Below are 22,747 nucleotides of genomic sequence, written 5' to 3' on the forward strand. Positions count from 1 at the left end.
TGTCGGACCGAGGGGCCTAGTTGGGTAGCGTGGGGGTCTGAGCAGGCGAAACGGAAAGAGGTTGGCTCGTGCGGATCTCCGTCTCCTCCGACATGGACGAACCCGTGGCCCGTCTCCTCGTGGCGGAGCTGCGCGGCCGGGGGCACGAGGTGCGCGAGCACGGCGCGCTGCGGGCCGGGGCCGACCCTCAGTGGGCGGTGTGCTCGGCGGCCGCCGCGCGGGACGTGGTCGAGGGATCGGCAGAGCAGGCGGTCGTCTGCTGCTGGACCGGCACCGGCGCCTCGATCGCCGCGAACAAGGTGCCGGGGGTGCGCGCCGCGCTCTGCGTGGACGCGGCCACGGCGGACGGGGCGCGCCGCTGGAACGACGCCAACGTCCTCGCGCTCAGCCTGCGACTCACCTCGGAGCCGCTGCTGAGGGAGATCCTCGACGCGTGGTTCGCGGCCGCGCCGAGCCAGGACGAGGAGGACCGCCGCAACGTGGCCCACGTCGACTCGCTCGACGCACGGCCACGCTGAGGCGGTCCCGCAGGAGGGGGCCTCGAGAAGTCAGTGGGCGCCCAGGCCGCCTCCGCCGAAGGAGCCGCTCGACCCCTTGCTCCAGCGTGGACGGTCCTTGTTCTCACTCGTTCTCGTGCCCATGTTGGTCAGTTCGTACGGGGTGAGCGCGCGCCCGCCCTTGGGGGTGCGCGGGATCTCGTCCGGCTCCCGGTTCTCCTGCACCTCCCTGGTCACACCCTCCGGCGGAAGATGCGGCTGTTCCTCGGCGCTGGGGCGGAGTGGCTCCCGGTCCTTGATCCGGCCGTTGATCCAGAAGCCGCCCGCGAGCAACGCCAGCACGCCAACGGCCACGACGAAGAGCACCAGGCTGATCAGCCCGCTCGGTGCCGCCAACTGTGTCATTGCGGTGTCCATAACAGCTGTGTACCCCGTACAAACAGCACGAATCGGACACCTTGCGTGGCCATGCGCATACCGGCCGTGCCCTGGAACCTCCCACCCCCACCGGGCCGTTGCCCACGCGTTTACGCCGCCGCGCCACGGCTACCCGCCCCCTGTGACACCTCCGCCCCCCTCACGAGAGCAGCTCTACCAGTTCCTGGAAGACCGGTTCGCCTGCGCCCAGGCGTGCTCCGACTGCGCGCGGGCCTGCGCGGTGCGCGCCAGCCTCGTCGGCTCGTACGGCACCGCCGGGCAGGAGCGCGCCCGGCGCCTCGGCATCATGTGCGCCGAGGTGTGCGACACCACCTGCCGCGCGCTGTCCGAGGAGGGCCGCGCGGACGGCGAGGGCACCGAGGACGAGATCCGACTCCAGCTGGAATGGTGCCGCTCGCTCTGCGTCGAGGCCGCCGAGGCGTTCGAGGGCCAGCCCGGCGCCGAGAACGCCGCCACCGCCTGCCGCACCTGCGCCCAGGCGTGCGTGGACTTCATGGCGGCCCTCGCCGCCTGACCCTGTCCCGGGGTACGGCGCACGGCGTAGCCTGCGGGCATGGACGACGCCCGGGCACGCGATCCCGGCCTGTTCACCCCCGCCTCGGTGACCTGGCAGCTGCACGCCGACCCGATGATGTGGATCGCCGGAATCCGCGCCCTCTACCTCCAGGCCCTGCACCCGCGCGCGGTACGCGGCGTCCTGCAGAACTCCGACTTCCGGCGCGACGCCTGGGGGCGCCTGCTGCGCACCGCCGATTTCGTCGGCGTCACGACGTACGGCACCACCGAGGACGCCGAACGCGCCGGGGAACGCGTACGCAAGATCCACGGCATGCTCACCGCCACCGACCCCGCCACCGGCGAGCGCTACGGGATCGGCGAACCGGAACTGCTGCTCTGGGTGCACTGCGCCGAGATCAGCTCCTACCTGTACGTCCTGCGCCGCTCCGGATTCCCCCTCACCGGCACACAGGCCGACCGCTACCTCGCCGAGCACCGCGTCAGCGCCCGCCTGGTCGGCCTCGACCCGGCCGACGTCCCCGCCGACCGCGCCGCACTCGACGCCTACTTCGACCAGGTCCGCCCCGAACTGGCCGCCGGACCCGAGGCCCGCGAGGTCGACGACTTCCTGCTCCGCCCGCCGACCCACCCCCTCCTGGTCCCGGCCCGCGCCCTGCTCTGGCGCCACGTCGCCCGACTCGCCTACGCCTCCCTGCCGACCTGGGCCCACGCCCTGTACGGCCGCCCCGCACCCCCGCCCGCCACGGTCACCCGCCACCTCCGCACCACGGGCCACCTCCTGCGCGCGATCCCCGGCACCCTGCGCCGCCAGACCCCACCCCGGCACCTCCTGCACGCGGTCGCCCGCCTTGGGCCGGCGGCCCGCCCCGATCCGGCGCGCGTGCCCCGCTAGCGGCATCCCGCGGGCAGGGCCGACGCCGTCACCAGAGGTGCAGGAAGCTCCGGACGTCGTCGTAGCCGTCGAGGGCGCGGCCGTCCACGTCCGTCGGGTCCGCCTCGGCTCGCGCGGCGAGCGACTCCGCCAGGGCCAGGGCCTTGTCATTGAGACGTCCGAAGCGTCGAGCGGTGTGGCCCAGACACAGACCGGCCAGCCCGAGCAAGGGGCTTCCCGGCACCGCCCGCGTCCCCACCCGCACGCACCAGTGCTCGACGAACTCCACGTCGTCGTCGTTCAGCGCGGTCCCGACCAGGACTTCCGCCGCCTCGCCCTCCGCCGAGCGGTCACGCAGAGCCCGCTCCAGCGTCTCGGCGACCACCTCGCGAGGGAGGGCGGGAGGGTTCCGGAAAGTCCTGTGAGCATGCACTACGCGAGACTACGCGGACCACGCCCAACAGCCGGCCTCAGGAGCAGAGTTGTTCCCCACCCTTCGTCGGACCGCCCTCACTGTGGTCCTTGTCCTCGCCGCCGCCCTGCTCGGTGGGTGTTCCCTCGTCGACAGCGGCGGGAGCTGCGACGACTCCGGCGCCGCGCGCAAGGACCTCGCCGCCCAGCCGGTGCTGTCCTCACCCCCCGACGGCGCCACCGACCCCGCCAACTACCGGGGCGTGGGCGTCTCCACCGGCTGCGACGACGACAGTCCGGGTCCGGCGTGGCTGCACGCGGACCGCGTCTACGCCTTCACCGGCACCCGCCGGGCCGTCGTCGACCACTACGCCCGCGTCGCCGCCGCCCAGGGCTGGCGCCGCGACCCCGTCTCCCGCGCCGACGCCACGTGCTGGACCCGTACCGCCGACGGCCGCCATCTGGTGCTCGCCGTCGACTTCCAGCTCGACGCCCGGTCACCCGCACCCGACCCCGGCAAGGGCATCGGCTACGAGGTCACGGTCGGTTCCAACGCCGACGGCAGCGACACACTCGCAAGCTGTACGGACTAGTGCAGCGACGGTGTCGACCATGACGAGGCTTCAGCTCTTGGACTCTCGACCGCCGTGACCGGCCTTTTCGGCAACTCTCCAGCCGCTCCCGCGCTCCGCTGCCGCCCGGATGCTCTCAGTCCCGTGGCGCGGCCGTGGCGTCCTCGCCCAGGACCGGGGCCAGCATGCGCTCGATGTAGGGCGCGAGGCTGTCCGCGTCGTCGTCGGAACCGGCGACGTCCAGCACCGCGCGCATCAGCCACACTCCGGCGATGAGCGCGTCGGCGAGCATGGCCCGTTGATCGAGGTGCTCGCCGTCGAGCTGGTCACGCAGGGCGCGTTGGGGATGCCGCTCGATCGCGCGCGCCATGATCGCCGCCGCACGCGGATTGGCGGCGGAGCGCAGCAGCAGGAGGAACGGCGACAGCGTCTCGGCGTCCGGATCGGTGCGCTCGACCAGTCGGCGGGCCAGTGAGCGTGCCAGCGGCGCGTCCGACTCGGGGATGACGGTGCGGGGCGCGAAGGCGGCGTGCACCGCCTCCTCGAAGAGTCCTTCCTTCGAGCCGAAGTAGCGGTTGACGAGCATCGCGGAACACCCCGCGTCCGCCGCGATCTCCCGGACGCCGACACCGTCGTAGCCATGCCGGGAGAAGGCCCGTACGGCCGAGTCGAGGATCGCGGTCCGGGTTGCCGCGGCGTCGCGGCGACGCGGCCGGTCCGAGGGGCGGGGCGCGTCGTCCGCAGAATCCGTTGCCATGTATACGAGTGTAGACTGAGAGATGTATACAGCTGTAAACAAGTGGGAAGGCAGTGCGATGGATCTTCAGCTGAAGGGCAGGCGCGCCCTGGTCACGGGCGCGAGCAGCGGGCTGGGAGCGGCCATGGCGCAGCGGCTCGCGGCCGAGGGCGTGGACGTCGTCGTGCACGGCCGGGACGAACGGCGCGCCCAGGACGTGGCCGAGGCGATCACCGCCTCGGGCGGGACGGCGACGACGGCCATCGGGGATCTGGCCACCGACGAGGGGGCCGACGTGGTCGCGCACGCGGCCCTGAGCGCCGGGCCCGTGGACATCCTGGTCAACAACGCCGGTGTCTACGACCAGCTTCCGTGGCAGGAGGCCACGGCGCGGAAGTGGACCGAGACGTACGAGATCAATGTGGTGTCCGGTGTCCGGATGATCCAGCGGCTCGTTCCCGCGATGCGTGAGCGGGGGTGGGGGCGGGTCATCACCATCGGAGGCGGCCTGGCCGTGCAGCCGACGGCCACGCAACCGCACTACAACGCGTCGCTCGCCGCCCGGCACAACCTGGCCGTCTCCCTCGCCCGAGAGCTCAAGGGCACCGGCGTCACGTCCAACGTCGTCTCACCCGGAGCGATCCTGGTGGACGCGGTGCGGGAGCTGGTCAGCGCCATCGCCCCCGACCATGGCTGGACGGGCGACTGGCCGGACATCGAAGCCGCCGCCGCCCGGGAGTGGATTCCCAACGACGCCGACCGGTTCGGCCGCCCCGAGGAGATCGCCTCCGCCGTCGCCTACCTGGCGGGCGAGCAGGCTGCCTACATCTCCGGGGCCACCCTCCGTGTGGACGGCGGCCACATCCGCGGCGCCTTCTAGTACGGCGACCGTCACCAGGACCGGTGTGGTGCCGGCCCCTACCCCGCGAAGATCAACCGTGCTACCAAGAACCATGCCTGCACACGAGGGAACTCGGACGTACGACGCCGTCATCGTCGGCGGGGGACACAACGGCCTGGTCGCGGCCGCCTATCTGGCCCGCGCCGGACGCTCGGTCCTCCTGCTGGAGCGCCTCGGCAACACCGGGGGCGCGGCCGTGTCCAGCCGCCCGTTCGCCGGGGTCGACGCCCGGCTGTCCCGGTACTCCTACCTCGTCAGCCTGCTGCCGGACAAGATCGTCCGCGACCTCGGGCTGGACTTCCGGGTCCAGGGCCGCACCATCTCCTCGTACACCCCCGTCGAGCGCGGCGGCCGCGCCACCGGGCTGCTCGTCGGGGGCGGCGAGGAGCGCACCCGGCGGGCCTTCGCCGAACTGACCGGCGACGAGCGCGAGTTCAGCGCCTGGCAGCGCTTCTACGGCATGACCGGCGAGGTCGCCCGGCGGGTCTTCCCCACCCTCACCGAACCGCTGCCCAGCCGCGCCGAGTTGCGCACCCGCGTCGCCGACGGGGCCGCCTGGCGGGCCCTGTTCGAGGAGCCGATCGGGGTCGCCGTCGAGGAGAACTTCCACGACGACCTGGTCCGGGGTGTCGTCCTCACCGACGCGCTGATCGGCACCTTCGCCGACGCCCACGACCCCTCCCTGGCCCAGAACCGCTGCTTCCTCTACCACGTCATCGGCGGCGGCACCGGCGCCTGGGACGTCCCCGTCGGCGGCATGGGCGCCCTCACCGACGCGCTCGCCGGGGCGGCCCGCGCGGCCGGAGCCGAGATCGCCACCGGGCACGAGGCGATCCGGATCGACACCGACGGCCGCACCGTCGAGGTCACCTACCGCACCGCCGAAGGCGAGGGCGTCGCCGCCGCCCGGCACGTCCTCGTCAACGCCTCCCCGCGCGAACTGGCCGCCCTCACCGGCGATGTGGCGCCCGAGCCCGCCGAGGGCGCCCAGCTCAAGGTCAACATGCTGCTGAAGCGGCTGCCCCGGCTCAAGGACAGCTCCGTCGACCCGCGCGAGGCGTTCGCCGGGACCTTCCACATCGCCGAGGGCTACCAGCAGCTCGCCACCGCCCACACCGAGGCCGCCGCGGGCCGACTCCCCAGCGCCCCGCCCTCGGAGATCTACTGCCACTCCCTGACCGACCCCACCATCCTCGGCCCCGACCTCGCCGAACGCGGCTACCAGACCCTCACCCTCTTCGGCCTGCACACCCCCGCCCGGCTCTTCACCCACGACAACGACGCCGTACGCGAGGAACTGCTGAAGTCCACCCTGGCCCAGCTCGACGCCCACCTCGCCGAACCCCTCGCGGACTGCCTGGCCACCGCCGCCGACGGCCGCCCCTGCATCGAGGCCAAGACCCCGCTCGACCTGGAACGCGACCTCGGCCTGCCCGGCGGCAACATCTTCCACCGCACCCTCACCTGGCCCTACGCCCAGGACGGCACCGGCCGCTGGGGCGTGGAGACCCGGCACGCCAACGTCCTGCTGTGCGGCGCGGGCGCGGTGCGCGGCGGCGGGGTCAGCGGAGTACCGGGACACAACGCGGCGATGGCCGTACTGGGGGAGTGACGGCCACCGCCGAAGATCTTGACCTCGGGACCGGGCGGCCCGAGGATCGGCTCTCATGACACAGGGACACGGCAGCACCGTCGACGGGGTGCTGCGCCGCAGCGCCCGCCGCACCCCGGCCCGCGTGGCGCTCACGTACGCGGAACGCTCCTGGACCTACGCGGAACTGGACGACGCCGTCTCCCGAGCCGCCGCCCTGCTGCTGGCCGAGGGGGTCAAGAAGGGCGACCGGGTCGCCGCCTACGGGCACAACTCCGACGCCTACCTCATCGCCTTCCTCGGCTGCGCCCGCGCGGGCCTCGTCCACGTCCCCGTCAACCAGAACCTGACCGGCACCGACCTCGCCTATCTGCTCGACCAGTCCGGCAGCGCCCTCACCCTCACCGACCCCGACCTCGCCGACCAACTCCCGGCAGGCACCCGCACCCTCCCGCTGCGCGACGCCGACGACTCCCTCCTCGCCCGGCTGGCCGACACCGAGCCGTACGACGGGCCCGAGCCGCGCACCGAGGACCTCGTCCAACTGCTCTACACCTCCGGCACGACCGCGCTGCCCAAGGGCGCGATGATGACCCACCGGGCGCTCGTCCACGAGTACCTGAGCGCCATCACCGCCCTCGACCTGAGCGCGGGCGACCTCCCCGCGCACGCGCTGCCGCTCTACCACTCCGCGCAGCTGCACGTCTTCCTGCTGCCCTACCTCGCCGTCGGCGCCACCAACACGATCCTCGACGCGCCCGACGGCGACCGCCTCCTCGACCTGGTCGAAGCGGGCCGCTGCGACAGCCTGTTCGCCCCGCCCACCGTGTGGATCGCGCTCGCGGGCCGCCCCGACTTCGCCGACCGCGACCTGAGCGGCCTGCGCAAGGCGTACTACGGCGCCTCGATCATGCCGGTGCCCGTCCTGGAGCGGCTGCGCGAACGCCTGCCCAAGCTCGCCTTCTACAACTGCTTCGGGCAGAGCGAGATCGGCCCGCTCGCCACCGTCCTCGCCCCGAACGAGCACAAGGGGCGCCTCGACTCCTGCGGTCGCACCGTGCTGTTCGTCGACGCCCGCGTCGTCGACGAGGACGGCCAGGACGTGCCCGACGGCACCCCCGGCGAGATCGTCTACCGCTCACCCCAGCTCTGCGAGGGCTACTGGGACAAGCCCGAGGAGACCGCCGACGCCTTCCGCGACGGCTGGTTCCACTCCGGCGACCTCGCGGTCCGGGACGCCGACGGCTACTTCACGATCGTCGACCGGGTGAAGGACGTCATCAACTCCGGCGGCGTCCTGGTCGCCTCCCGCCAGGTCGAGGACGCCCTCTACACCCACGACGCGGTCGCCGAGGCCGCCGTCATCGGGCTGCCCGACGAGCGCTGGATCGAGGCCGTCACCGCCGTCGTCGTGACCCGGAGCGAGGTCACCGAGGACGCGCTGATCGTCCACGTCCGCGAGCACCTCCCCGCCTTCAAAACCCCGAAGCGCGTCCACTTCGTCGACGGTCTCCCGCGCAACGCCAGCGGCAAGATCCTCAAGCGCGAGCTGCGCGACCAACTCGGCTAGCTGGGGCGGAGATCCACGATGCGGCGGATCTTGCCCACCGAGCGCTCCAGCGACTCCGGCTCCACGATCTCCACGGACACCGACACCCCGATCCCGTCCTTCGCCGCCGCCGCGATCGACCGGGCCGCCGCCTCCCGCACCTTCGGCGTGGCACCCGGACGCGCCTCAGCCCGTACGGTCAGCGCGTCCATGCGGCCCTCCCGCGTCAGCCGGAGCTGGAAGTGCGGCGCCACACCGGGGGTGCGCAGCACGATCTCCTCGATCTGGGTCGGGAACAGATTGACCCCGCGCAGGATCACCATGTCGTCGCTGCGTCCGGTGATCTTCTCCATCCGCCGGAACACCCGCGCCGTCCCCGGCAGCAGCCGGGTCAGGTCCCGCGTCCGGTAGCGGACGATCGGCATGGCCTCCTTGGTCAGCGAGGTGAACACCAGCTCGCCCCGCTCGCCCTCCGGCAGCACCTCACCGGTGATCGGGTCCACCACCTCCGGATAGAAGTGGTCCTCCCACACATGGAGACCGTCCTTGGTCTCCACGCACTCCTGCGCCACCCCCGGACCGATCACCTCAGACAGCCCGTAGATGTCCACGGCGTCGATGGCGAACCGCTCCTCGATCTCCCGCCGCATGCTCTCCGTCCACGGCTCCGCCCCGAACACCCCCACCCGCAGCGAGGTGGAGCGCGGGTCCACACCCTGCCGCTCGAACTCGTCCAGCAGCGTCAGCATGTACGACGGGGTGACCATGATGACGCCCGGCCCGAGATCCTGGATCAGCCGCACCTGCCGGGATGTCATACCCCCGGAGGCGGGCACCACCGTGCAGCCCAGCCGCTCGGCCCCATAGTGCGCGCCCAGTCCTCCGGTGAACAATCCATAGCCGTACGCCACATGGACGATGTCACCGGGCCGCCCGCCCGCCGCCCGGATCGAGCGGGCCACCATGTCCGCCCACATGGAAAGGTCGTTGTCGGTGTAGCCGACCACCGTGGGCAGCCCCGTCGTCCCACTGGACGCGTGCAGCCGCCGCACCCGCTCGCGGGGCACGGCGAACATCCCGTACGGGTAGTTCGCCCGCAGGTCCGCCTTGGTGGTGAACGGGAAGTGCGCGAGGTCCGCCAGCGACCGGCAGTCCTCGGGGCGCACCCCCGCCTTGTCGAAGGACTCCCGGTAGAACGGCACGTGGGCGTAGGCGTGCCGCAGCGAGGCGCGCAGCCGCTCCAACTGGAGCGCCCGCAGCTCCTCCGGCCCGAGCCGCTCGCCCGCGTCCAGCAGGTCCGTCTCCTCCGCCATCGGGACATCCCTTCGCACACGACACGCGTCACGGCACCCATCACGACACGCTCACGACACGCAATACGGACGACCGATCATTCGGTCGATCTTGCCGAGGCCAGTAATTCAGGCCACCGCGCCACGGGCAAGAGGCCGACCGGGATTTTTCCGCGCGCGGCCCGGCGGCCGCGTACACCCACCCGCCCCAAGGTCCCCCTCACGTGGCCTGTGCGCCGTCAGGGCCGGTCGCTAGGCTGAGCCGCGGACGACGTAATGGGAGGAGCACGGACGTGGCCGAGAGCACCATCCAGCAGCAGTCGCTCACGGGCTGGGACAAGCCGGACCTGGACCTCAGCGGGGCCCAGTGGCAGTCCGGCAGCCGGGGTCTGGGCGACGTCCAGATCGCCTTCGTCGAGGGCTTCATCGCGATGCGCAACAGCCGCCGCCCCGAGAGGCCCTCGCTGATCTTCACCCCCGCCGAATGGGGCGCCTTCGTCTCCGGGGCCCGCGAGGGCGAGTTCGACCTCACCTGAGTCACCGGGCGGCGCCCGGACCGGAGCCGACCGGGGGTGTTCCGGCCGCGATTGCCCAACACGCGCCCCACGCGGGCCCCTCGGCAGCGCCTTCTGGGCCAGGCTGACCCCGACAACAGGCCCGCCCCGGCACGGGGAAGGCCGCGCCCCGGGAGGTGAGCAACGATGAGCGCTGTGCCGGTCATCGCCGCGGTCGACGGTTCCGAGGACAGCCTGCGCGCCCTGGACTGGGCCCTGCGGGCCGCCCGCCGCCGCGTCGCACCGCTGCGCGTCATCCATGTGCGCCAGTACGCGGCCTGGGGCGAGGCCGACATCCTCGTCGCCGACCCGCCCGACGAGCGCGGCGACCCGGTCCTCGACGAGGTCCGCGACCGCCTCGCCGACCGCCCCGACCTGCCCACCGTGGAGTACGTCGCCGTCGAGGGCGTGCCCGGCGCGGTACTGCCCGAACTCGGCGCCGACGCCCAGCTGCTGGTCCTCGGCTCACGCGGCCGGGGCGGCTTCGCCAGCTTGCTCCTCGGCTCCAACTCCCTCGCCACCGCCCGCGACGCCGTCTGCCCCGTGGTCGTCGTCCCCCGGCCCGGCCGCGAGGTGCACGCCGAACCCCCGGCCGAGCCCGGCCCCCGGGTCGTCGTCGGACTGCACGTCGACAGCCCCGACGACGGCGTCCTCGGCTTCGCCTTCGCCGAGGCGTCCCTGCTCGGCGCCCGCCTCCAGGTGATCTCCGCCTATCCCTGGCCCGTCCAGACCTGGTCGGCCCCCGGCCAACTGGTGCCCCCGCCCATCGACCAGGTCGCCGTCGAGAGCGAGACCCGCGTCCTCGCCGAAGGCTTCCTCGACCCGCTGCGCGCCCAGTACCCCGGCGTCGAGGCGGAGGCCGAGGCGCTGCCGGGCGACGCCGCCGGACATCTGGTCGCCCTCTCGGCGGGCGCCGATCTCGTCGTCGTCGGCCGCCACCGGCGCAGGCTGCGCGTGCCCACCCGGATGCTCGGCTCGGTCACCCAGGCCGTCCTGCTGCACGCGGCGAGCCCCGTCGCCGTCGTCCCCTCTAGTCCCGCCGAGGAGTGACCCCGCACCAGGCCATGCCGGGAGGGCTCCCGCACGCCGCCGGGCCCCTCCGGGCACGTACCATTGGCCGCATGTCGTTCCTCCGCCGCCGCAGCGCCACTCCCGCCGGACCAGACTTCGACGTGCTGGCCATGGACCCCGGCGACTGGCCCGGCAACCTCGGCGCGGGCCTGCTGCCCGCCCCCGACGGAAGCTGCCAGGGCGTCTTCCTGCGCTACGACCTGTTCGGCGGCCGTGGCCCCGCCATGATCATCGGCAATCTCCCCGAGGGCTCCCCGGCCCGGGAGACCACCGAGGACGAGATCCCCTTCGAGGTCGCCCAGCTGCTGCTGGCGCTGGACAACGAGGAGGAGGTCACCGTCGTCGGCTCCGAGGACACCCCCGTCCTCCAGGGCGACAACCTGCTGATCGTGCGCCGCCTCAAGCTCTCCGAGGGCCGGATCTCCTGCGTGCAGTTCGACCGCAGCGACGGCGTCCTCGTGACCATCGCCGCCTGGGACCGCCCCATCACCGACGACCTGTACGCCCTGCTGAAGCCGCTCCCGGCGGAGCTTTTCCAGCAGGGCTGAGGGAGATCGCGCGCTAGCGGCGGGCGGCCGCCAGGTCCACGTCCGCCGCGCGGACGAACCCGACCCGGTGGCCGTACTGGATCTCGTAGTACCGGTCCTTGCCGGTGATCACCTGGTGCGAGTCCTCGGTGAAGGTGACCGCGTAGTAGTACTCGCCCGGCATCCGGTCACCGACCACGTACTTCTGCCCGGCCGGGATCGTGTACGGCAGCGGCACCACCGACTGCGCCGGGACGCCCGCCGGGTACGCCTCCTTCTCCGGGTAGGCACGCCCGTACACCGGGACGCTCGCCAGGCCCGCCTTCGGGGTGATCGTGAACCCGGACGCGGGAACGGCCGTGGACGCGCGGTGCGGGTTCCTGAACCACGCCTTCTGCCCCAGGTACCAGATCGCCGTCCAGTCGCCCCAGCGGTCCGCGACCGCGTACTGCTGACCGGTGGAGACCCGGGAGGACAGGTCGTTGACCCCGTCGGTCGGCGCGGTGCCGAGGCCGATGTCCTTGATCAGCGGCGCGTTCTCGTCGTGGTCGGAGTACAGCCGCACCTCACCGGAACCGTGCGCCGGGCACGGCTCGCCCTTCGTCGTGCAGCCCGTGTACACCGGCTGGTTGGCGGCGTAGTCCGGCAGGATCGTCACCAGGCCGGAACGGCTGGTGCCGGTGCGCTTGAAGGGATGGCCCAGCAGCTCGAAGTAGTGCCGCCAGTCCCAGTACGGGCCCGGATCGGTGTGCATACCGGGAATGGTGGACGCGGTCGGACCGGGCACGTTCTCATGGCCCAGGATGTGCTGCCGGTCCAGCGGCACCCCGTAGGCACGGGACAGGTACTTCACCAGCCGGGCCGAGGACCGGTACATGGCCTCCGTGTACCAGGTGTCCGGCGCCGTGAGGAAACCCTCGTGCTCGATGCCCACGGAACGGGAGTTCACATCCCAGTTCCCCGCGTGCCAGGCGACGTCCTTCGCCTTCACATGCTGGGCGATCAACCCGTCGGTCGAGCGGATCGTGTAGTTCCAGGACACATAGGTCGGGTCCTGGATCAGGTTCATCACCCCGTCCCAACCGCCCTCCGTGTCATGGATGACGATGTACTTGACGCGCTGGGCGGCCGGGCGGACGCCGAGATCGTGGTTGCCGTAGTCGTTGTCCCCGAACTCCTCGTACGGAGCCGGGACCGACACACAGGACACCGACCTCGGGCACTCGACATCGCCCGCGCGAGCGGCACGCAGCCCGGTCCGCCGCAACTGGGCGGTGTCGGCGCGCAGTCGCGGGTTCCCCGCCAGCTCGACCCGCTGGCCCGCGTCGGTGGTGCGCCGCTCGCCGGTGCGCAGCACGTCGTACACGTCGTTCGCGTACGCGGCGGCCGTCGCCCGGTCATCGGCGGCGGAGAAGCGGGCGACCGCGCCGTACCAGGCGGCCGGGTCGGCGCTGAGCGGCTCGCCCAGCTCCCGTTGCGCGGCCGCGAGCAGTGCGGCGCCGCCCGCGATGTTGGCCGCCGGGTCGGTACGCAGCTCGGCCGCCGGGAGACCGGTCAGCTCGGCCGCACGGCGCAGCGTCCGCAGCCGGGCGGGCAGCTGCGACAGGGTGGGCGCATCGGCCTTGGGGCGCAGCGCGGAGCGGGCGTCGTCGCCTCGCGGGTCCTCCGTGCCCTCCGCGTGATGCTCGGTCGCGGCCAGCGCGGTACGGGCGTCGGTGAGGTGCATCGGGCCGTAGCCGCCGCTCACGCTGGGTGCCCCGGCGTGCGCGTCCCAGCGGGACTGGAGGTAGGAGACGGCCAGCAGCACACTCCGGGGCACCTGGTACTCGGTGGCCGCGCTCCCGAAGGCGCGCTGGAGCTGATCGGCCGGGGGCGCGCTGGGCGCGGCCGGGGCGGCGCCCAGCAGCGGCAGCACCAGGGCGGCCGAGGCGAGCGTGCCCGCGGTCCGCTTCAGGCGTCTGACACCGGACGCGGACGACGGGTCAGGGGCGAATCCTCGCAATGCGGCCTCCTGTGACGGGCGGGGCGTGGCGGGACGGACGGCGCCGGGCTCGGTCAGTGCTACCGGCTTGTCGACGATCCGTCAATGATGCCCTCGGGAAGGTGATTTCCCATGTCACAAAGGGTTTCGGGCGAGTTTCGCGCTGAGGGGGCGCGGGCCTGGGAGGCGTCAGTGGCGTATACCAGTGACCCCCCGCCTCGCGGGCCCGGCACCCGGAACCGCGGTACGCCGCCGCTCGGGCGCACCGCGGTGCTCTGGGGTTGCTCCTACCGGGTGCCGACCGCCGCCCGCACGGCCCGGCGGGCCATGTGGCAGTCGTCGTGCAGCCTCCGCAGCAGCAGCCGCTGCTCCTCACCGGAGGGCGTCACACCCGACGGGACGGGGGCCGGGGGAGCGCCGTGCATCGAACGCTGCACGGCCGTCTCGTAGGTGCGGATCTCGCGCGTCAGCACCAGCATCAGGTTCACCAGGAAGGCGTCGCGCGAGGCGGGGCCGCCGGACTGGGCGAGCTGGCTGATCTGACGGCGGGCGTCCGGGGCGTCACCGAGGACCAGCCACAGGGTGGCCAGGTCGTATCCCGGCAAGTACCAGCCCGCGTGCTCCCAGTCGACCAGTACCGGACCGGCCGGGGACATCAGGATGTTGGAGAGCAGCGCGTCGCCGTGGCAGAACTGGCCCATGCCCTGACGGCCGGCCGTGTGCGCGATGCCGTGCAGCAGCTTCTGGAGGTCGCCCAGGTCGCGGTCGGTGAGCAGCCCCAGCTCGTGATAGCGGGAGATGCGGGCCGCGTAGTCCAGCGGGGCGGCGAAGGTGCCCGCCGGGGGCCGCCAGGCGTTCAGCCTGCAGATCGCGCCGAGCGCGGCCCGGATGTCCGAGCGCGGCGGGGACTCCAGCGGGTGGCGGCGGTGCGAGGCGACGCGGCCGGGCATCCGCTCGATCACCAGCGTGCAGTTCTCCGGATCGGCCGCGATCAGCCTCGGCACCCGCACCGGCGGACGGTGCCGGACGAAGGAGCGGTAGGCCGCTATTTCGTGCCGGACGCGTTCGGCCGCGGCGGGCGCGTGGTCCAGCAGGCACTTGGCGACCGCCGTGCTGCGGCCGGTCGTCCCCACGAAGGTGACGGACCGTGGGCTGCGGCGGAGCACCTGTACCGGTGCGAACTCCGGGCAGATCCGCTGGACCGAGGCGATGGCGGTGCGGAGCTGGGCCCCTTGCGGGCCGGACAGGTCCAGCCTGCCGCTGAGCGGCTGGGAGCCGGGCTGCCCGGGAACGCGTGGTGCCCGGCCCACGCCCAGGAGGGGTACTCCGGGTCGCGCCGCCGGGTCCAGATACGGTCCGCCGCCCACGGGGCGGGGACGTGGTGGCCGGGGCGGGGCGGACACGGAGGACGATGCTGCGTACATGGGAGATACAGATCCCTTCGTGTGCCTGCTGTGCCTGCCTGTGCGTCGCTTGCGCCGACGCCGTCGAGCGGTCTTCCGGGGAGGAAGCCCTCCGACGGCTCTCGCGCCCACCCCGGCCCGGTCCTCCCAGGCACACCCTGGGGAGTACCCCTGGGAGGACCGGGCCGGGGTGGCGCTTTCCTACCTGACACCCGGCGTCCACTGGCACACCATCTGGCGCACCCTGGCGAACCCTGGCGAATAGTCGCCCGGCAACTTGCACGGGGCTACTGTCAACTCAGCCGAGAACCTGGGGGCTTGACGTGAGCGGACAACCCAACACCCGGTTTGCGGACCTGTTCGGCCTGGCCGGCTGGTCCAAGGGCGAACTCGCGCGGCTGGTCAATCGGCAGGCGGCGGCCATGGGCCACCCCCAGCTGTCGACGGACACCTCGCGGGTGCGGCGCTGGATCGACACGGGAGAGATCCCGCGCGATCCGGTGCCGCGGGTGCTGGCGGCTCTGTTCACCGAGCGTCTCGGCCGTGTCGTGACCATGGAGGACCTCGGTCTGGTACGGCACGGGCGTGCGGGGAAACGGCAGGGCGACGGGAAGAGCGACGATCCCGACGGCGTGCTGTGGGCGCCCGAACGAACCGCCGCGGTCCTCACCGAATTCACGGGAATGGACCTCATGCTCAACCGACGCGGCTTGGTGGGCGCGGGTGCCGCGCTCGCCGCGGGAGCCACACTCAGCAGCGCCATGCACGACTGGCTGCACACCGACCCCACGCTCCGGGCCGACGCCCCCGTCCTCGACAACCCCCTGCACGCGGAACCCGCCGGATTCGACCGCTACGAGGCCGCCCCCATCGGGTCCCAGGAGGTCGAGGAACTCGAACGCTCGGTGGAGGTGTTCCGGGCCTGGGACGCCGCCCGCGGCGGCGGTCTCCAGCGCAAGGCGGTCGTGGGCCAGCTCAACGAGGTGGGCGGCATGCTCGCCTACCACCATCCACCCCAGCTCCAGCGGCGCCTGTGGGGCGTCGCCGCCAACCTCGCGGTCCTGGCGGGCTGGATGTCCCACGACGTGGGTCTGGAGCCCACGGCGCAGAAGTACTTCGTCATCGCCACGCACGCCGCGCACGAGGGCGGCGACCGCCCCCGGGCCGGGGAGGCGCTGTCCCGGGCGGCCCGCCAGATGGTGCATCTGGGCCGCCCGGACGACGCCATGGACCTGATGAAGCTGGCCCAGTCCGGCTCGGGGGAGGAGCTCCAGCCCAGAACGAAGGCCATGTTCCACACCATCGAGGCGTGGGCGCAGGCGGCGATGGGCAAGGGCCAGGCGATGCGCCGCACCCTCGGCCAGGCCGAGGACCTGTTCGTCTCCGAACGCCAGGACATCCGGCAGCCGGACTGGATGCAGACCTTCAAGGACGAGGACCTGTACGGCATGCAGGCCCTCGCCTACCGCACGCTCGCCGAGCACGACCCGAGCGCGGCCGTGCACGCCCAGCACTACGCCCAGAAGGCGCTGGCGCTCAGGATCGACGGGCGGGAGCGGTCGAAGATCTTCGACCATCTCTCCATGGCCTCGGCCTGCTTCATCGCGGACGATCCCGAACAGGCGGACCGGTACGCCCGGTTGGCGCTGATGGCGATGGGAGCCAACTCCTCCCGCCGCACCTGGGACCGGCTGCGTGAGATGTACCGGCTCACCGCCGAGTACGCCAGTTATCCGAAGGTCGGCGAACTGCGGGAGGAGATCAGGCAGGCGCTGCCCAAGCCCAGGAGCCGGGACGGAGGCACTGCACCGGCGTAGCGGCGGTACGCCCTATCCGGAGACCCTGACGACGAGCACACAGGCGTCGCCGTGCTGCCCCGCGCCCAACTCCCCGGCCAGCGCCCGCACGCAGTCCCGCGCGGTACGGGCCGCGCACAGGCGTGGGCCGAGAGCGAGCAGGCGTTCCACGTCCGTGTCGTTCAGCCGGTCGGTGTGCAGTACGAGCAAGTCGCCCTCTCGCAGGGTGAGTTCGTCCTGCCCGTAGGGGGAGTGCGTGCCGGGTGGCGGGTCGTCCGGTGCGGTCAGCCGACGGCCCGTCCCGTCGCGGAACAGCAGCGGGACGGGGCGGCCGGACCGGGCCCAGGTGAAGGTACGGTTCTGCGGCTCGTAACGGCAGCAGACGGCGCCGCGCAACGAGGTGGCCGGTCCCAGCTCGTCGAGTATGGCCAGCAGCCGGCCGGGGCGGGTGCCCGCCAGGGCCATGCCGTGCACGGCGCCGAGCAGCGTGGCGGAGTCCGGGCCGGTGAGGTTCCCGACGCTCAACAGTGCTGCTCCACCCGGAAGTTCGAGCACGTCGCACCAGTCGCCCGCCGTGTCGAGGGGAGGTGAGCCGGGCAGGTGGTGCGCCGCGAGGTCGAGCGTGGGCGGCCCGTGGACGAGCGGCCTCCGGTGGGGAGGCGGAGGCGGTGCCTCGCCCACCGACCTTCCGTGGAGCCGCAGTTCGCTCACATCCCGGATCACGGCCCACATGGAGACGGTGCCGCCGTCCGCGCCCAGTACGGGTTCGCCCATCATGTGCACGGTCCGTACCGAGTCGTCGGGCCGCAGGACGCGGAACTCGCCGTCGATCGGTCTGGCGTCCACCAGGCAGCCCGTCACCATCGCGGTGAGCCGCGGCCGGTCCTCCTCGTGCACCAGCGCCGGGAGTTCGTCCAGGGTGAGCGCGGGTGCGGACTGCTCCAGGCCGAGGATGCGGTACAGCTCGGCCGACCACTCGGCCTCGTCCGTGAGGAGGCCCCACTCCGCCCGGCCCACCAGGCCGAACGGGGTGCCCTCGGAGGGCACGGCCGGTGCCGGTCCGTCCCGTAACTGCTCGAAGTGGGCGTCGAGGTCGTCCAGTTGATGCAGGGCGAGGTCGTACAGGGCACGCTGCCAGCGTCCCTCGGGGTCCTGGTCCGTTCCGTTGCCGCGTACGTCCCGCCGCACGGCGTCCACGTCGCCCTTCAGTCGTCGCGTCTGCGAGAGCAGCGCCTCGACCGGGCCGCGTCCTGGCGGCTGGGCGGGTGGATGGTCCGCGGAGACTGGGGGCGGCATGACGCACTCCGAAGGGGACGGTAGGGCCAGGGGGAACGGAGGGACCGCTACGACTGTGGCACAGCCCGCGATGCCCCGTAAGGGATTTGGCAACACACGATACGGGGATGCTTCCGGCATATGCCAGAGTCTTCCCGGAGTGCTCCACGTGGTCCCGAAGGCTAGGCGCCGTGCCGGTCAAGTCGTAGTACGCGTACGGGACTTGTCCCATGCGCGTGGACCACGGCACGGCGCTGGCCCGCGTGTTCGCCGCACACCTGTTCCCGTCGTCAGCTCCCCCTCGTCAGCCGAGACCGATGGCCTTGTCGGCCTTCGCGCGCGTCGGCTGCCACCACGTCGTCACGGGCTCCCAGACCCGGACGTCCCGCCCGGTGCCGAGCCGCGCGGCCGAGAAGGAGCGGCCCCACTGGGACGCCGAGGCCGACACCCCGATCGAGGGAGACCGCCGCGTCTCCGGGTCGGACGGGTCCTTGATGGTGCGCACCGCCCCGTAGGCCGTCTTCCCGGCGTCCAGCCGGTAGGTGCCCCGGCCGCCCTCGGGCGTCGGCAGCGCGGCCCCGTCCAGAGCACCGAAGGTGACCGTGGGCACCCGGTCCACGAGACAGGCGCGGGAGCCGGAGTTGGTCACCGAGAAGCGGACCACGGTCGTCTTCCCCGGCACCCCCTTGGCGTGCAGGGTGAGCGCCTTCTCGGCGCACCGGGCGGGCGCGCTCTGGTGCCGCGGGGCCGCCTGGCCGGGCGTGGCGGCCAGCAGCAGCGCGGCGGAGGCGGCGAGGACGGGAACGGTGTGGACGGTACGGAAACGCATGAGGGATGTCCCCCTGTCACGATCGGGTCCGGTCGGCGGGCTGGGGCCGCGCCTACCCAGTGTGACGCCGGACATGGCCCCGAAAGTTGCGGCGTCACCCTTCGCTCAGGGGTCCGTCGACACGGTGGAGCTCCACGCCTTCCCGTCCGCCGGGCACGAGCTGCCACTGGACGGCAGCGTCCCGTACATCAGGAAGTCGTCGACCTTGCGGTGCACACACTTGGACGAGGTGTAGCCGGTGTGGCCGTCGCCCTTGTTGTCGAGCACCACGGCCGAGGAACCCAGCCTGCGGGCCGTCTCCTCGGTCCAGCGGTACGGCGTCGCCGGGTCGCCGCGCGTGCCGACCAGCAGGATCCGGGAGGACGGCACGTCCTTCACCGCGTCCCGTATGTAGTCGGTGCCCTTGGGGCGGCCGTAGCACATCAGCAACTGGGTGAGCCGGTAGCGGCCGAAGACCGGCGACGCCGCGTCGTAGGAGGCACGCAGCTCGCCGAGGTCCTTGGTGAGGCGGGCGGCGGAGGGCCGGTCGGGGTCGTCCGCGCAGTTGACCGCCAGCAGCGCGGCCGTGAGGTTGTCGATCGGCACCTGCTGCGGATCGGTCAGCCCGCCGTTGTTCCTGCCGGACCCGTTGGCCCGCATCGGCAGTCCGGAGCCGCCCGCGGCGAAACTGAGCACCCGGCGCGCGTCCCCGTCCTCCACCAGCGAGGCGAGCGCCCGCTCCAGTGACGGCCACAGGTCCTTGCTGTACAGGCCCGTCCCGATGGCGCCCACCAGGTCCTGGCCGGAGAAGGTGCCGCCGAAGTCCGTGGGCACCGGGTTCTCGTCCAGCGAGCGCACCAGCTGGAGCACCTGCCCGTCCGCCGCCCGCCGGTCCTGGCCGAACGGGCAGCCCATGTCCGTCACGCACCAGTCGAGGAACCCCTCCAGCGCCGTCTGCTGCCCCTGGGCGCCCGCCACCCCTTGCTCGGACAGCGGCTCGGTCAGCGTGTCCACCCCGTCCAGGGCCATCCGGCCCACCTTGCGCGGGAACTGCGCCGCGTACACCGCGCCGAGCCGGGTGCCGTAGGAGAAGCCCAGGTAGTCCAGCTTCTTCTGGCCGAGGGCCTGGCGTATGACGTCCATGTCGCGGGCCGCGTCCACCGTGCCTATGTGCGCCAGCACCGGCCCGGAGTACTTGGCGCACAGTTCCGCGGCCTGCCTCAGCAGGGTCATCAGCTGCTGCGGGCGGCTGATGTCGGCGCTCACGTCCGATCCGGCGGAGTCCGACGGGGGCTCCTCACCGGCGCCGCAGCTCACGGGGGAGGAGCGACCGACCCCGCGCGGATCGAAGGCGACCACGTCGGAGCCGTTGGTGAGGTCCATGAACTCCTTGCCGCCTGCCGCGAGCTGGGTCACCCCCGAGGCGCCGGGCCCGCCGAAGTTCAGCAGCACCGCGCGGTGCTGCGAGCCCGTCGCGCGGTAGCGGGCCAGCGCGAGATCGAGCGTGGCCGCGCCGGGGTGGGCGTAGTCGAGCGGGACGGTCACCTTGCCGCACTGGAGGTCCCTGGGCATGTCCGGACCCGTGCACCGGCCCCAGGTGATCTTCTGTTGGTAGAAGCGGGCCATGCCCGGCCGATCGGCCTGATCGGACCCGGACTCGGCGGCGACCGCCGCGGGCAGGCTCGCGCCGAGCAGCGCCAGGGCGAGCACTCCCGCACCCGCGCCGCGCCGTACGGCGGACCGTCTGGACTGCTTGACCTTGGCCGGCATCGAACGCCTCCCAGGGCGCCACCGCCCTGAACAGGCGCGGCGCCGTCCTCACCATAAGCGGGCCCCGCGCGGGTCGCCTCCCGGCCGTCCGGGTGGTGAACCGCGCTCCGGGCCGCCCGGGACCACCTCCACCGGCCGGGTGAAAGTTCCACCTATCCGGGCGAGGGGCGCGCCGTCGTATTGACGCGCGGTTCGAACGATCGTGCCCCCCGAACGGGTGAAAGCCGCACAGGCCATAACCCGAATGGTTCGGCCGCGTTCTATGTGGTGCGGGTGACTGCCCGCTACGACTTTCTGGAAGGCAGGGAACCTATGAAACGGGCTACCCGAAACGGTGTGATCGGCGTCGCCGCCGCCTCCGGTGCGATGGCCATGGCCATGCCCGTGTCCGCCGCTTTCGCGGCCGGTGGTGCCAGCGCCGACGGCGCCGCTGTCGGCTCGCCCGGTGTGCTCTCCGGCAACACCGTCCAGGCCCCGGTCAGCGTGCCGGTGAACGCGTGCGGCAACAGTGTCGACGTGGTCGGGCTCCTCAACCCGGCCTTCGGCAACGCCTGCGCGAACACCAGCTCCGACGACGGCGGCGCGGTGAGCAACGGCGGCTCCGGCAGCAAGGCCGGCGGCAGCAAGGCCGGTGGCGACAGGTCCGGTGGCGGCAGGGCCGTCGGCGGCAACGGGGGCGGCGGTGCCACGGCGCACAGCGTCACCCAGGGCTCGCCCGGCGTGCTCTCCGGCAACGGCATCCAGCTGCCGGTCGACATCCCGGTGAACGCCTGCGGCAACAGCGTGGACGTCGTCGGTGCCCTCAACCCGGCCTTCGGCAACCACTGCGAGAACCACTCCGAGGCGCCCACCCCGCCGCCGGTGGCGCCGCCCACCCCGCCGAAGCACCAGCCTCCGGCCCCGCCGAAGCACCAGCCCCCGGCGCCGCCGAAGACCGTGGTGCCGCCCACCCACGAGACACCGCCCAGCCTGGCGCACACCGGATCGGACCTCGCCGCCCCGGCGCTGGCCGGAAGCGCGGCCTTCATCGTCGCGGGCGCGGCCCTGTACCGGCGCTTCCGCCCGGACAGCCTGCGCTGATCCCGCTCCACCGCACGGCCCCACCGGAACCAGCACCACTCGGTGGGGCCTTTGTCGTGCCTGCGCCCGGTACGCGCAGGGCCCGTACGGTCCCGGCGTGACGCGGGGCCGTCCGATCGGGAAGGATGCGGCGCGTGCGACCGTGCCGTACGCCCTCACCGGCTCGACGGCGGCCCGGCCACGCCCCCGACCCCACGGAAACGGAGCGCGGCGATGACGTCACCGGCCCCCCAGGAGTTCACCGTCACCCAGGCCACCCTGGACGACTGGCCGGTGATCAGCGGCTGGGCGGCGGCCGAAGGCTGGAATCCGGGACTCTCCGACGGCCCCGCCTTCTTCGCCCAGGACCCCGAGGGCTTCTTCCTCGGCCGGATCGACGGCGAGCCGGTGTCCGCGATCTCCGTCGTCAACTACGGCACGGACTACGCCTTCCTCGGCTGCTACCTCGTCCGCCCCGACCTGCGCGGCCACGGCTACGGCCTCACCACCTGGAAGACCGCGCTCGCCCACGCCGGGGAACGCGTCGTCGGCCTGGACGGCGTCGTCGACCAGCAGGACAACTACCGCCGCTCCGGCTTCGAACTCGCCCACCGCACCGCCCGCTACACCGGTCTCGCCCCGGCGGCCGAGCCGCCCACCCAAGTGCGCCACGCCCAGCCCGGCGACCTCGACGCGATCACCCGCTACGACAGCGCCTGCACCCCGGCCGACCGCCCCCGCTTCCTCGCCGAGTGGCTCACCGCCCCCGGCCACCACACCTACGTCCGCCACGAGGGCGAGCACCTCACCGGCTACGGCGTGATCCGCCCCGGCGCGGACTGCCTGCGCGTCGGCCCCCTCTTCGCCGACACCCCCGAGGACGCGCGCGCCCTGTTCGCCGCCCTCACCGCCGACCACACCGGCCGCCAGATCGCCATCGACGTACCCGAGCCGAACAAGGCCGCGGTCGAGATGGCCCTCGCGGCCGGACTCACCCCCTCCTTCGAGACCGCCCGCATGTACACCGGCCCGGTCCGCGACCATGCCGCCGAGCGGGTGTTCGGCATCACCACGCTCGAACTCGGCTGATCGCGGGGGCCGTTCGAAGAAATTCCGTTGACGGGCC

Annotated in this window: 22 protein-coding genes; 13 read left to right on the top strand and 9 right to left on the bottom strand. The window is 72.8% G+C overall.

Going from position 1 to position 22,747, the window contains the following annotated elements; genetic code table 11:
• The first annotated feature begins 68 nt into the window (after window positions 1-68).
• Window positions 69-518: an RpiB/LacA/LacB family sugar-phosphate isomerase gene (locus ACIPPM_RS20465; RefSeq protein ID WP_401449684.1), complete on the top strand. Its 450-nt coding sequence runs from the start codon at window positions 69-71 to the stop codon at window positions 516-518.
• Between the two features lie 30 nt (window positions 519-548).
• Here ACIPPM_RS20465 and ACIPPM_RS20470 read toward each other — a convergent pair whose 3' ends face one another.
• Window positions 549-914, bottom strand: a complete 366-nt coding sequence (locus tag ACIPPM_RS20470) for a DUF6479 family protein (RefSeq protein ID WP_401449687.1) — start codon at window positions 912-914, stop codon at window positions 549-551.
• Window positions 915-1,056: 142 nt separating this feature from the next.
• Between ACIPPM_RS20470 and ACIPPM_RS20475 the strand changes: the two genes are divergently transcribed.
• Together ACIPPM_RS20475 and ACIPPM_RS20480 are read left to right on the top strand one after the other, a co-directional pair.
• Entirely contained in the window at window positions 1,057-1,449 is a 393-nt protein-coding gene (locus ACIPPM_RS20475) for a ferredoxin (RefSeq protein ID WP_401449689.1), read from the top strand.
• Between the two features lie 39 nt (window positions 1,450-1,488).
• On the top strand, window positions 1,489-2,346 hold the full coding sequence (locus ACIPPM_RS20480; RefSeq protein WP_401449691.1) for an oxygenase MpaB family protein: 858 nt from the start codon (window positions 1,489-1,491) through the stop codon (window positions 2,344-2,346).
• 28 nt (window positions 2,347-2,374) lie between these two features.
• Here ACIPPM_RS20480 and ACIPPM_RS20485 read toward each other — a convergent pair whose 3' ends face one another.
• The gene (locus tag ACIPPM_RS20485) at window positions 2,375-2,710 is read right to left on the bottom strand and encodes a hypothetical protein (RefSeq protein WP_401449693.1); all 336 of its coding nucleotides are present in this window, start codon (window positions 2,708-2,710) and stop codon (window positions 2,375-2,377) included.
• 97 nt (window positions 2,711-2,807) lie between these two features.
• Between ACIPPM_RS20485 and ACIPPM_RS20490 the strand changes: the two genes are divergently transcribed.
• Window positions 2,808-3,329, top strand: coding sequence for a hypothetical protein (locus tag ACIPPM_RS20490; RefSeq protein WP_401449695.1), 522 nt, complete (start codon window positions 2,808-2,810; stop codon window positions 3,327-3,329).
• A 115-nt stretch (window positions 3,330-3,444) separates the two neighbouring features.
• On the opposite strand, the gene ACIPPM_RS20495 is transcribed toward ACIPPM_RS20490, so the two are convergent.
• A complete protein-coding gene (locus tag ACIPPM_RS20495; protein ID WP_401449697.1) occupies window positions 3,445-4,065 on the bottom strand; it encodes a TetR family transcriptional regulator in 621 nt (206 codons plus the stop codon).
• Window positions 4,066-4,123: 58 nt separating this feature from the next.
• Between ACIPPM_RS20495 and ACIPPM_RS20500 the strand changes: the two genes are divergently transcribed.
• The 3 genes from ACIPPM_RS20500 to ACIPPM_RS20510 all read left to right on the top strand — a co-directional run bounded on the left by ACIPPM_RS20500 (window position 4,124) and on the right by ACIPPM_RS20510 (window position 8,106).
• The gene (locus ACIPPM_RS20500; RefSeq protein ID WP_401449699.1) at window positions 4,124-4,924 is read left to right on the top strand and encodes an SDR family NAD(P)-dependent oxidoreductase; all 801 of its coding nucleotides are present in this window, start codon (window positions 4,124-4,126) and stop codon (window positions 4,922-4,924) included.
• A gap of 73 nt (window positions 4,925-4,997) precedes the next feature.
• Window positions 4,998-6,557, top strand: a complete 1,560-nt coding sequence (locus tag ACIPPM_RS20505) for a phytoene desaturase family protein (RefSeq protein ID WP_401449701.1) — start codon at window positions 4,998-5,000, stop codon at window positions 6,555-6,557.
• Window positions 6,558-6,612: 55 nt separating this feature from the next.
• Window positions 6,613-8,106, top strand: a complete 1,494-nt coding sequence (locus ACIPPM_RS20510) for an acyl-CoA synthetase (protein ID WP_401449704.1) — start codon at window positions 6,613-6,615, stop codon at window positions 8,104-8,106.
• Here ACIPPM_RS20510 and paaK read toward each other — a convergent pair.
• Entirely contained in the window at window positions 8,103-9,398 is a 1,296-nt protein-coding gene (paaK, locus tag ACIPPM_RS20515) for a phenylacetate--CoA ligase PaaK (protein ID WP_401449706.1), read from the bottom strand. The two genes, ACIPPM_RS20510 and paaK, sit on opposite strands and share 4 nt — an antisense overlap.
• A 272-nt stretch (window positions 9,399-9,670) precedes the next feature.
• Between paaK and ACIPPM_RS20520 the strand changes: the two genes are divergently transcribed.
• From ACIPPM_RS20520 to ACIPPM_RS20530, 3 genes are all read left to right on the top strand, one after another.
• Complete coding sequence (locus tag ACIPPM_RS20520; protein WP_401449708.1) at window positions 9,671-9,913, top strand: DUF397 domain-containing protein; 243 nt, start codon at window positions 9,671-9,673, stop codon at window positions 9,911-9,913.
• 165 nt (window positions 9,914-10,078) lie between these two features.
• Window positions 10,079-10,981, top strand: a complete 903-nt coding sequence (locus tag ACIPPM_RS20525; protein ID WP_401449710.1) for a universal stress protein — start codon at window positions 10,079-10,081, stop codon at window positions 10,979-10,981.
• A 71-nt stretch (window positions 10,982-11,052) separates the two neighbouring features.
• The gene (locus tag ACIPPM_RS20530) at window positions 11,053-11,550 is read left to right on the top strand and encodes a hypothetical protein (RefSeq protein ID WP_388998057.1); all 498 of its coding nucleotides are present in this window, start codon (window positions 11,053-11,055) and stop codon (window positions 11,548-11,550) included.
• Between the two features lie 13 nt (window positions 11,551-11,563).
• Here the strand turns inward: ACIPPM_RS20530 and ACIPPM_RS20535 are convergent, their stop codons facing one another.
• Window positions 11,564-13,531 (bottom strand): N-acetylmuramoyl-L-alanine amidase, encoded by a 1,968-nt coding sequence (locus ACIPPM_RS20535; protein WP_401449713.1) that lies wholly within the window; start codon window positions 13,529-13,531, stop codon window positions 11,564-11,566.
• Between the two features lie 266 nt (window positions 13,532-13,797).
• On the bottom strand, window positions 13,798-14,934 hold the full coding sequence (locus ACIPPM_RS20540; RefSeq protein ID WP_401449715.1) for an aminoglycoside phosphotransferase family protein: 1,137 nt from the start codon (window positions 14,932-14,934) through the stop codon (window positions 13,798-13,800).
• Window positions 14,935-15,236: 302 nt separating this feature from the next.
• On the opposite strand from ACIPPM_RS20540, the gene ACIPPM_RS20545 reads away from it, so the two are divergent.
• Window positions 15,237-16,730, top strand: a complete 1,494-nt coding sequence (locus tag ACIPPM_RS20545) for a hypothetical protein (protein ID WP_401449717.1) — start codon at window positions 15,237-15,239, stop codon at window positions 16,728-16,730.
• Window positions 16,731-16,742: 12 nt separating this feature from the next.
• Here the strand turns inward: ACIPPM_RS20545 and ACIPPM_RS20550 are convergent, their stop codons facing one another.
• The 3 genes from ACIPPM_RS20550 to ACIPPM_RS20560 form a co-directional block, all read right to left on the bottom strand.
• Window positions 16,743-18,005: a SpoIIE family protein phosphatase gene (locus ACIPPM_RS20550; protein ID WP_401449719.1), complete on the bottom strand. Its 1,263-nt coding sequence runs from the start codon at window positions 18,003-18,005 to the stop codon at window positions 16,743-16,745.
• 283 nt (window positions 18,006-18,288) lie between these two features.
• Window positions 18,289-18,813, bottom strand: coding sequence for a DUF4232 domain-containing protein (locus ACIPPM_RS20555; protein ID WP_401449722.1), 525 nt, complete (start codon window positions 18,811-18,813; stop codon window positions 18,289-18,291).
• Between the two features lie 105 nt (window positions 18,814-18,918).
• A complete protein-coding gene (locus tag ACIPPM_RS20560; protein WP_401449724.1) occupies window positions 18,919-20,562 on the bottom strand; it encodes an alpha/beta hydrolase in 1,644 nt (547 codons plus the stop codon).
• A 312-nt stretch (window positions 20,563-20,874) separates the two neighbouring features.
• Here ACIPPM_RS20560 and ACIPPM_RS20565 point away from each other — a divergent pair, with 312 nt between their 5' ends.
• Window positions 20,875-21,642, top strand: coding sequence for a chaplin (locus ACIPPM_RS20565; protein WP_401449726.1), 768 nt, complete (start codon window positions 20,875-20,877; stop codon window positions 21,640-21,642).
• 213 nt (window positions 21,643-21,855) lie between these two features.
• On the top strand, window positions 21,856-22,710 hold the full coding sequence (locus ACIPPM_RS20570; RefSeq protein WP_401449729.1) for a GNAT family N-acetyltransferase: 855 nt from the start codon (window positions 21,856-21,858) through the stop codon (window positions 22,708-22,710).
• Window positions 22,711-22,747: the final 37 nt, after the last annotated feature.

Source organism: Streptomyces sp. NPDC090119 (genome assembly GCF_044747085.1).
Taxonomy (GTDB): Bacteria; Actinomycetota; Actinomycetes; order Streptomycetales; family Streptomycetaceae; genus Streptomyces.

Bases quoted from the DNA above. Each gene is read 5' to 3' on its own strand.
- ACIPPM_RS20525 (WP_401449710.1), top strand. From the start codon at position 10,079: ATGAGCGCTGTGCCGGTCATCGCCGCGGTCGACGGTTCCGAGGACAGC.
- ACIPPM_RS20505 (WP_401449701.1), top strand. From the start codon at position 4,998: ATGCCTGCACACGAGGGAACTCGGACGTACGACGCCGTCATCGTCGGC.
- ACIPPM_RS20530 (WP_388998057.1), top strand. From the start codon at position 11,053: ATGTCGTTCCTCCGCCGCCGCAGCGCCACTCCCGCCGGACCAGACTTC.
- ACIPPM_RS20480 (WP_401449691.1), top strand. From the start codon at position 1,489: ATGGACGACGCCCGGGCACGCGATCCCGGCCTGTTCACCCCCGCCTCG.
- ACIPPM_RS20555 (WP_401449722.1), bottom strand. From the start codon at position 18,813: ATGCGTTTCCGTACCGTCCACACCGTTCCCGTCCTCGCCGCCTCCGCC.
- ACIPPM_RS20550 (WP_401449719.1), bottom strand. From the start codon at position 18,005: ATGCCGCCCCCAGTCTCCGCGGACCATCCACCCGCCCAGCCGCCAGGA.
- ACIPPM_RS20560 (WP_401449724.1), bottom strand. From the start codon at position 20,562: ATGCCGGCCAAGGTCAAGCAGTCCAGACGGTCCGCCGTACGGCGCGGC.
- paaK (WP_401449706.1), bottom strand. From the start codon at position 9,398: ATGGCGGAGGAGACGGACCTGCTGGACGCGGGCGAGCGGCTCGGGCCG.
- ACIPPM_RS20470 (WP_401449687.1), bottom strand. From the start codon at position 914: ATGGACACCGCAATGACACAGTTGGCGGCACCGAGCGGGCTGATCAGC.
- ACIPPM_RS20495 (WP_401449697.1), bottom strand. From the start codon at position 4,065: ATGGCAACGGATTCTGCGGACGACGCGCCCCGCCCCTCGGACCGGCCG.
- ACIPPM_RS20510 (WP_401449704.1), top strand. From the start codon at position 6,613: ATGACACAGGGACACGGCAGCACCGTCGACGGGGTGCTGCGCCGCAGC.
- ACIPPM_RS20500 (WP_401449699.1), top strand. From the start codon at position 4,124: ATGGATCTTCAGCTGAAGGGCAGGCGCGCCCTGGTCACGGGCGCGAGC.
- ACIPPM_RS20570 (WP_401449729.1), top strand. From the start codon at position 21,856: ATGACGTCACCGGCCCCCCAGGAGTTCACCGTCACCCAGGCCACCCTG.
- ACIPPM_RS20540 (WP_401449715.1), bottom strand. From the start codon at position 14,934: ATGTACGCAGCATCGTCCTCCGTGTCCGCCCCGCCCCGGCCACCACGT.
- ACIPPM_RS20565 (WP_401449726.1), top strand. From the start codon at position 20,875: ATGAAACGGGCTACCCGAAACGGTGTGATCGGCGTCGCCGCCGCCTCC.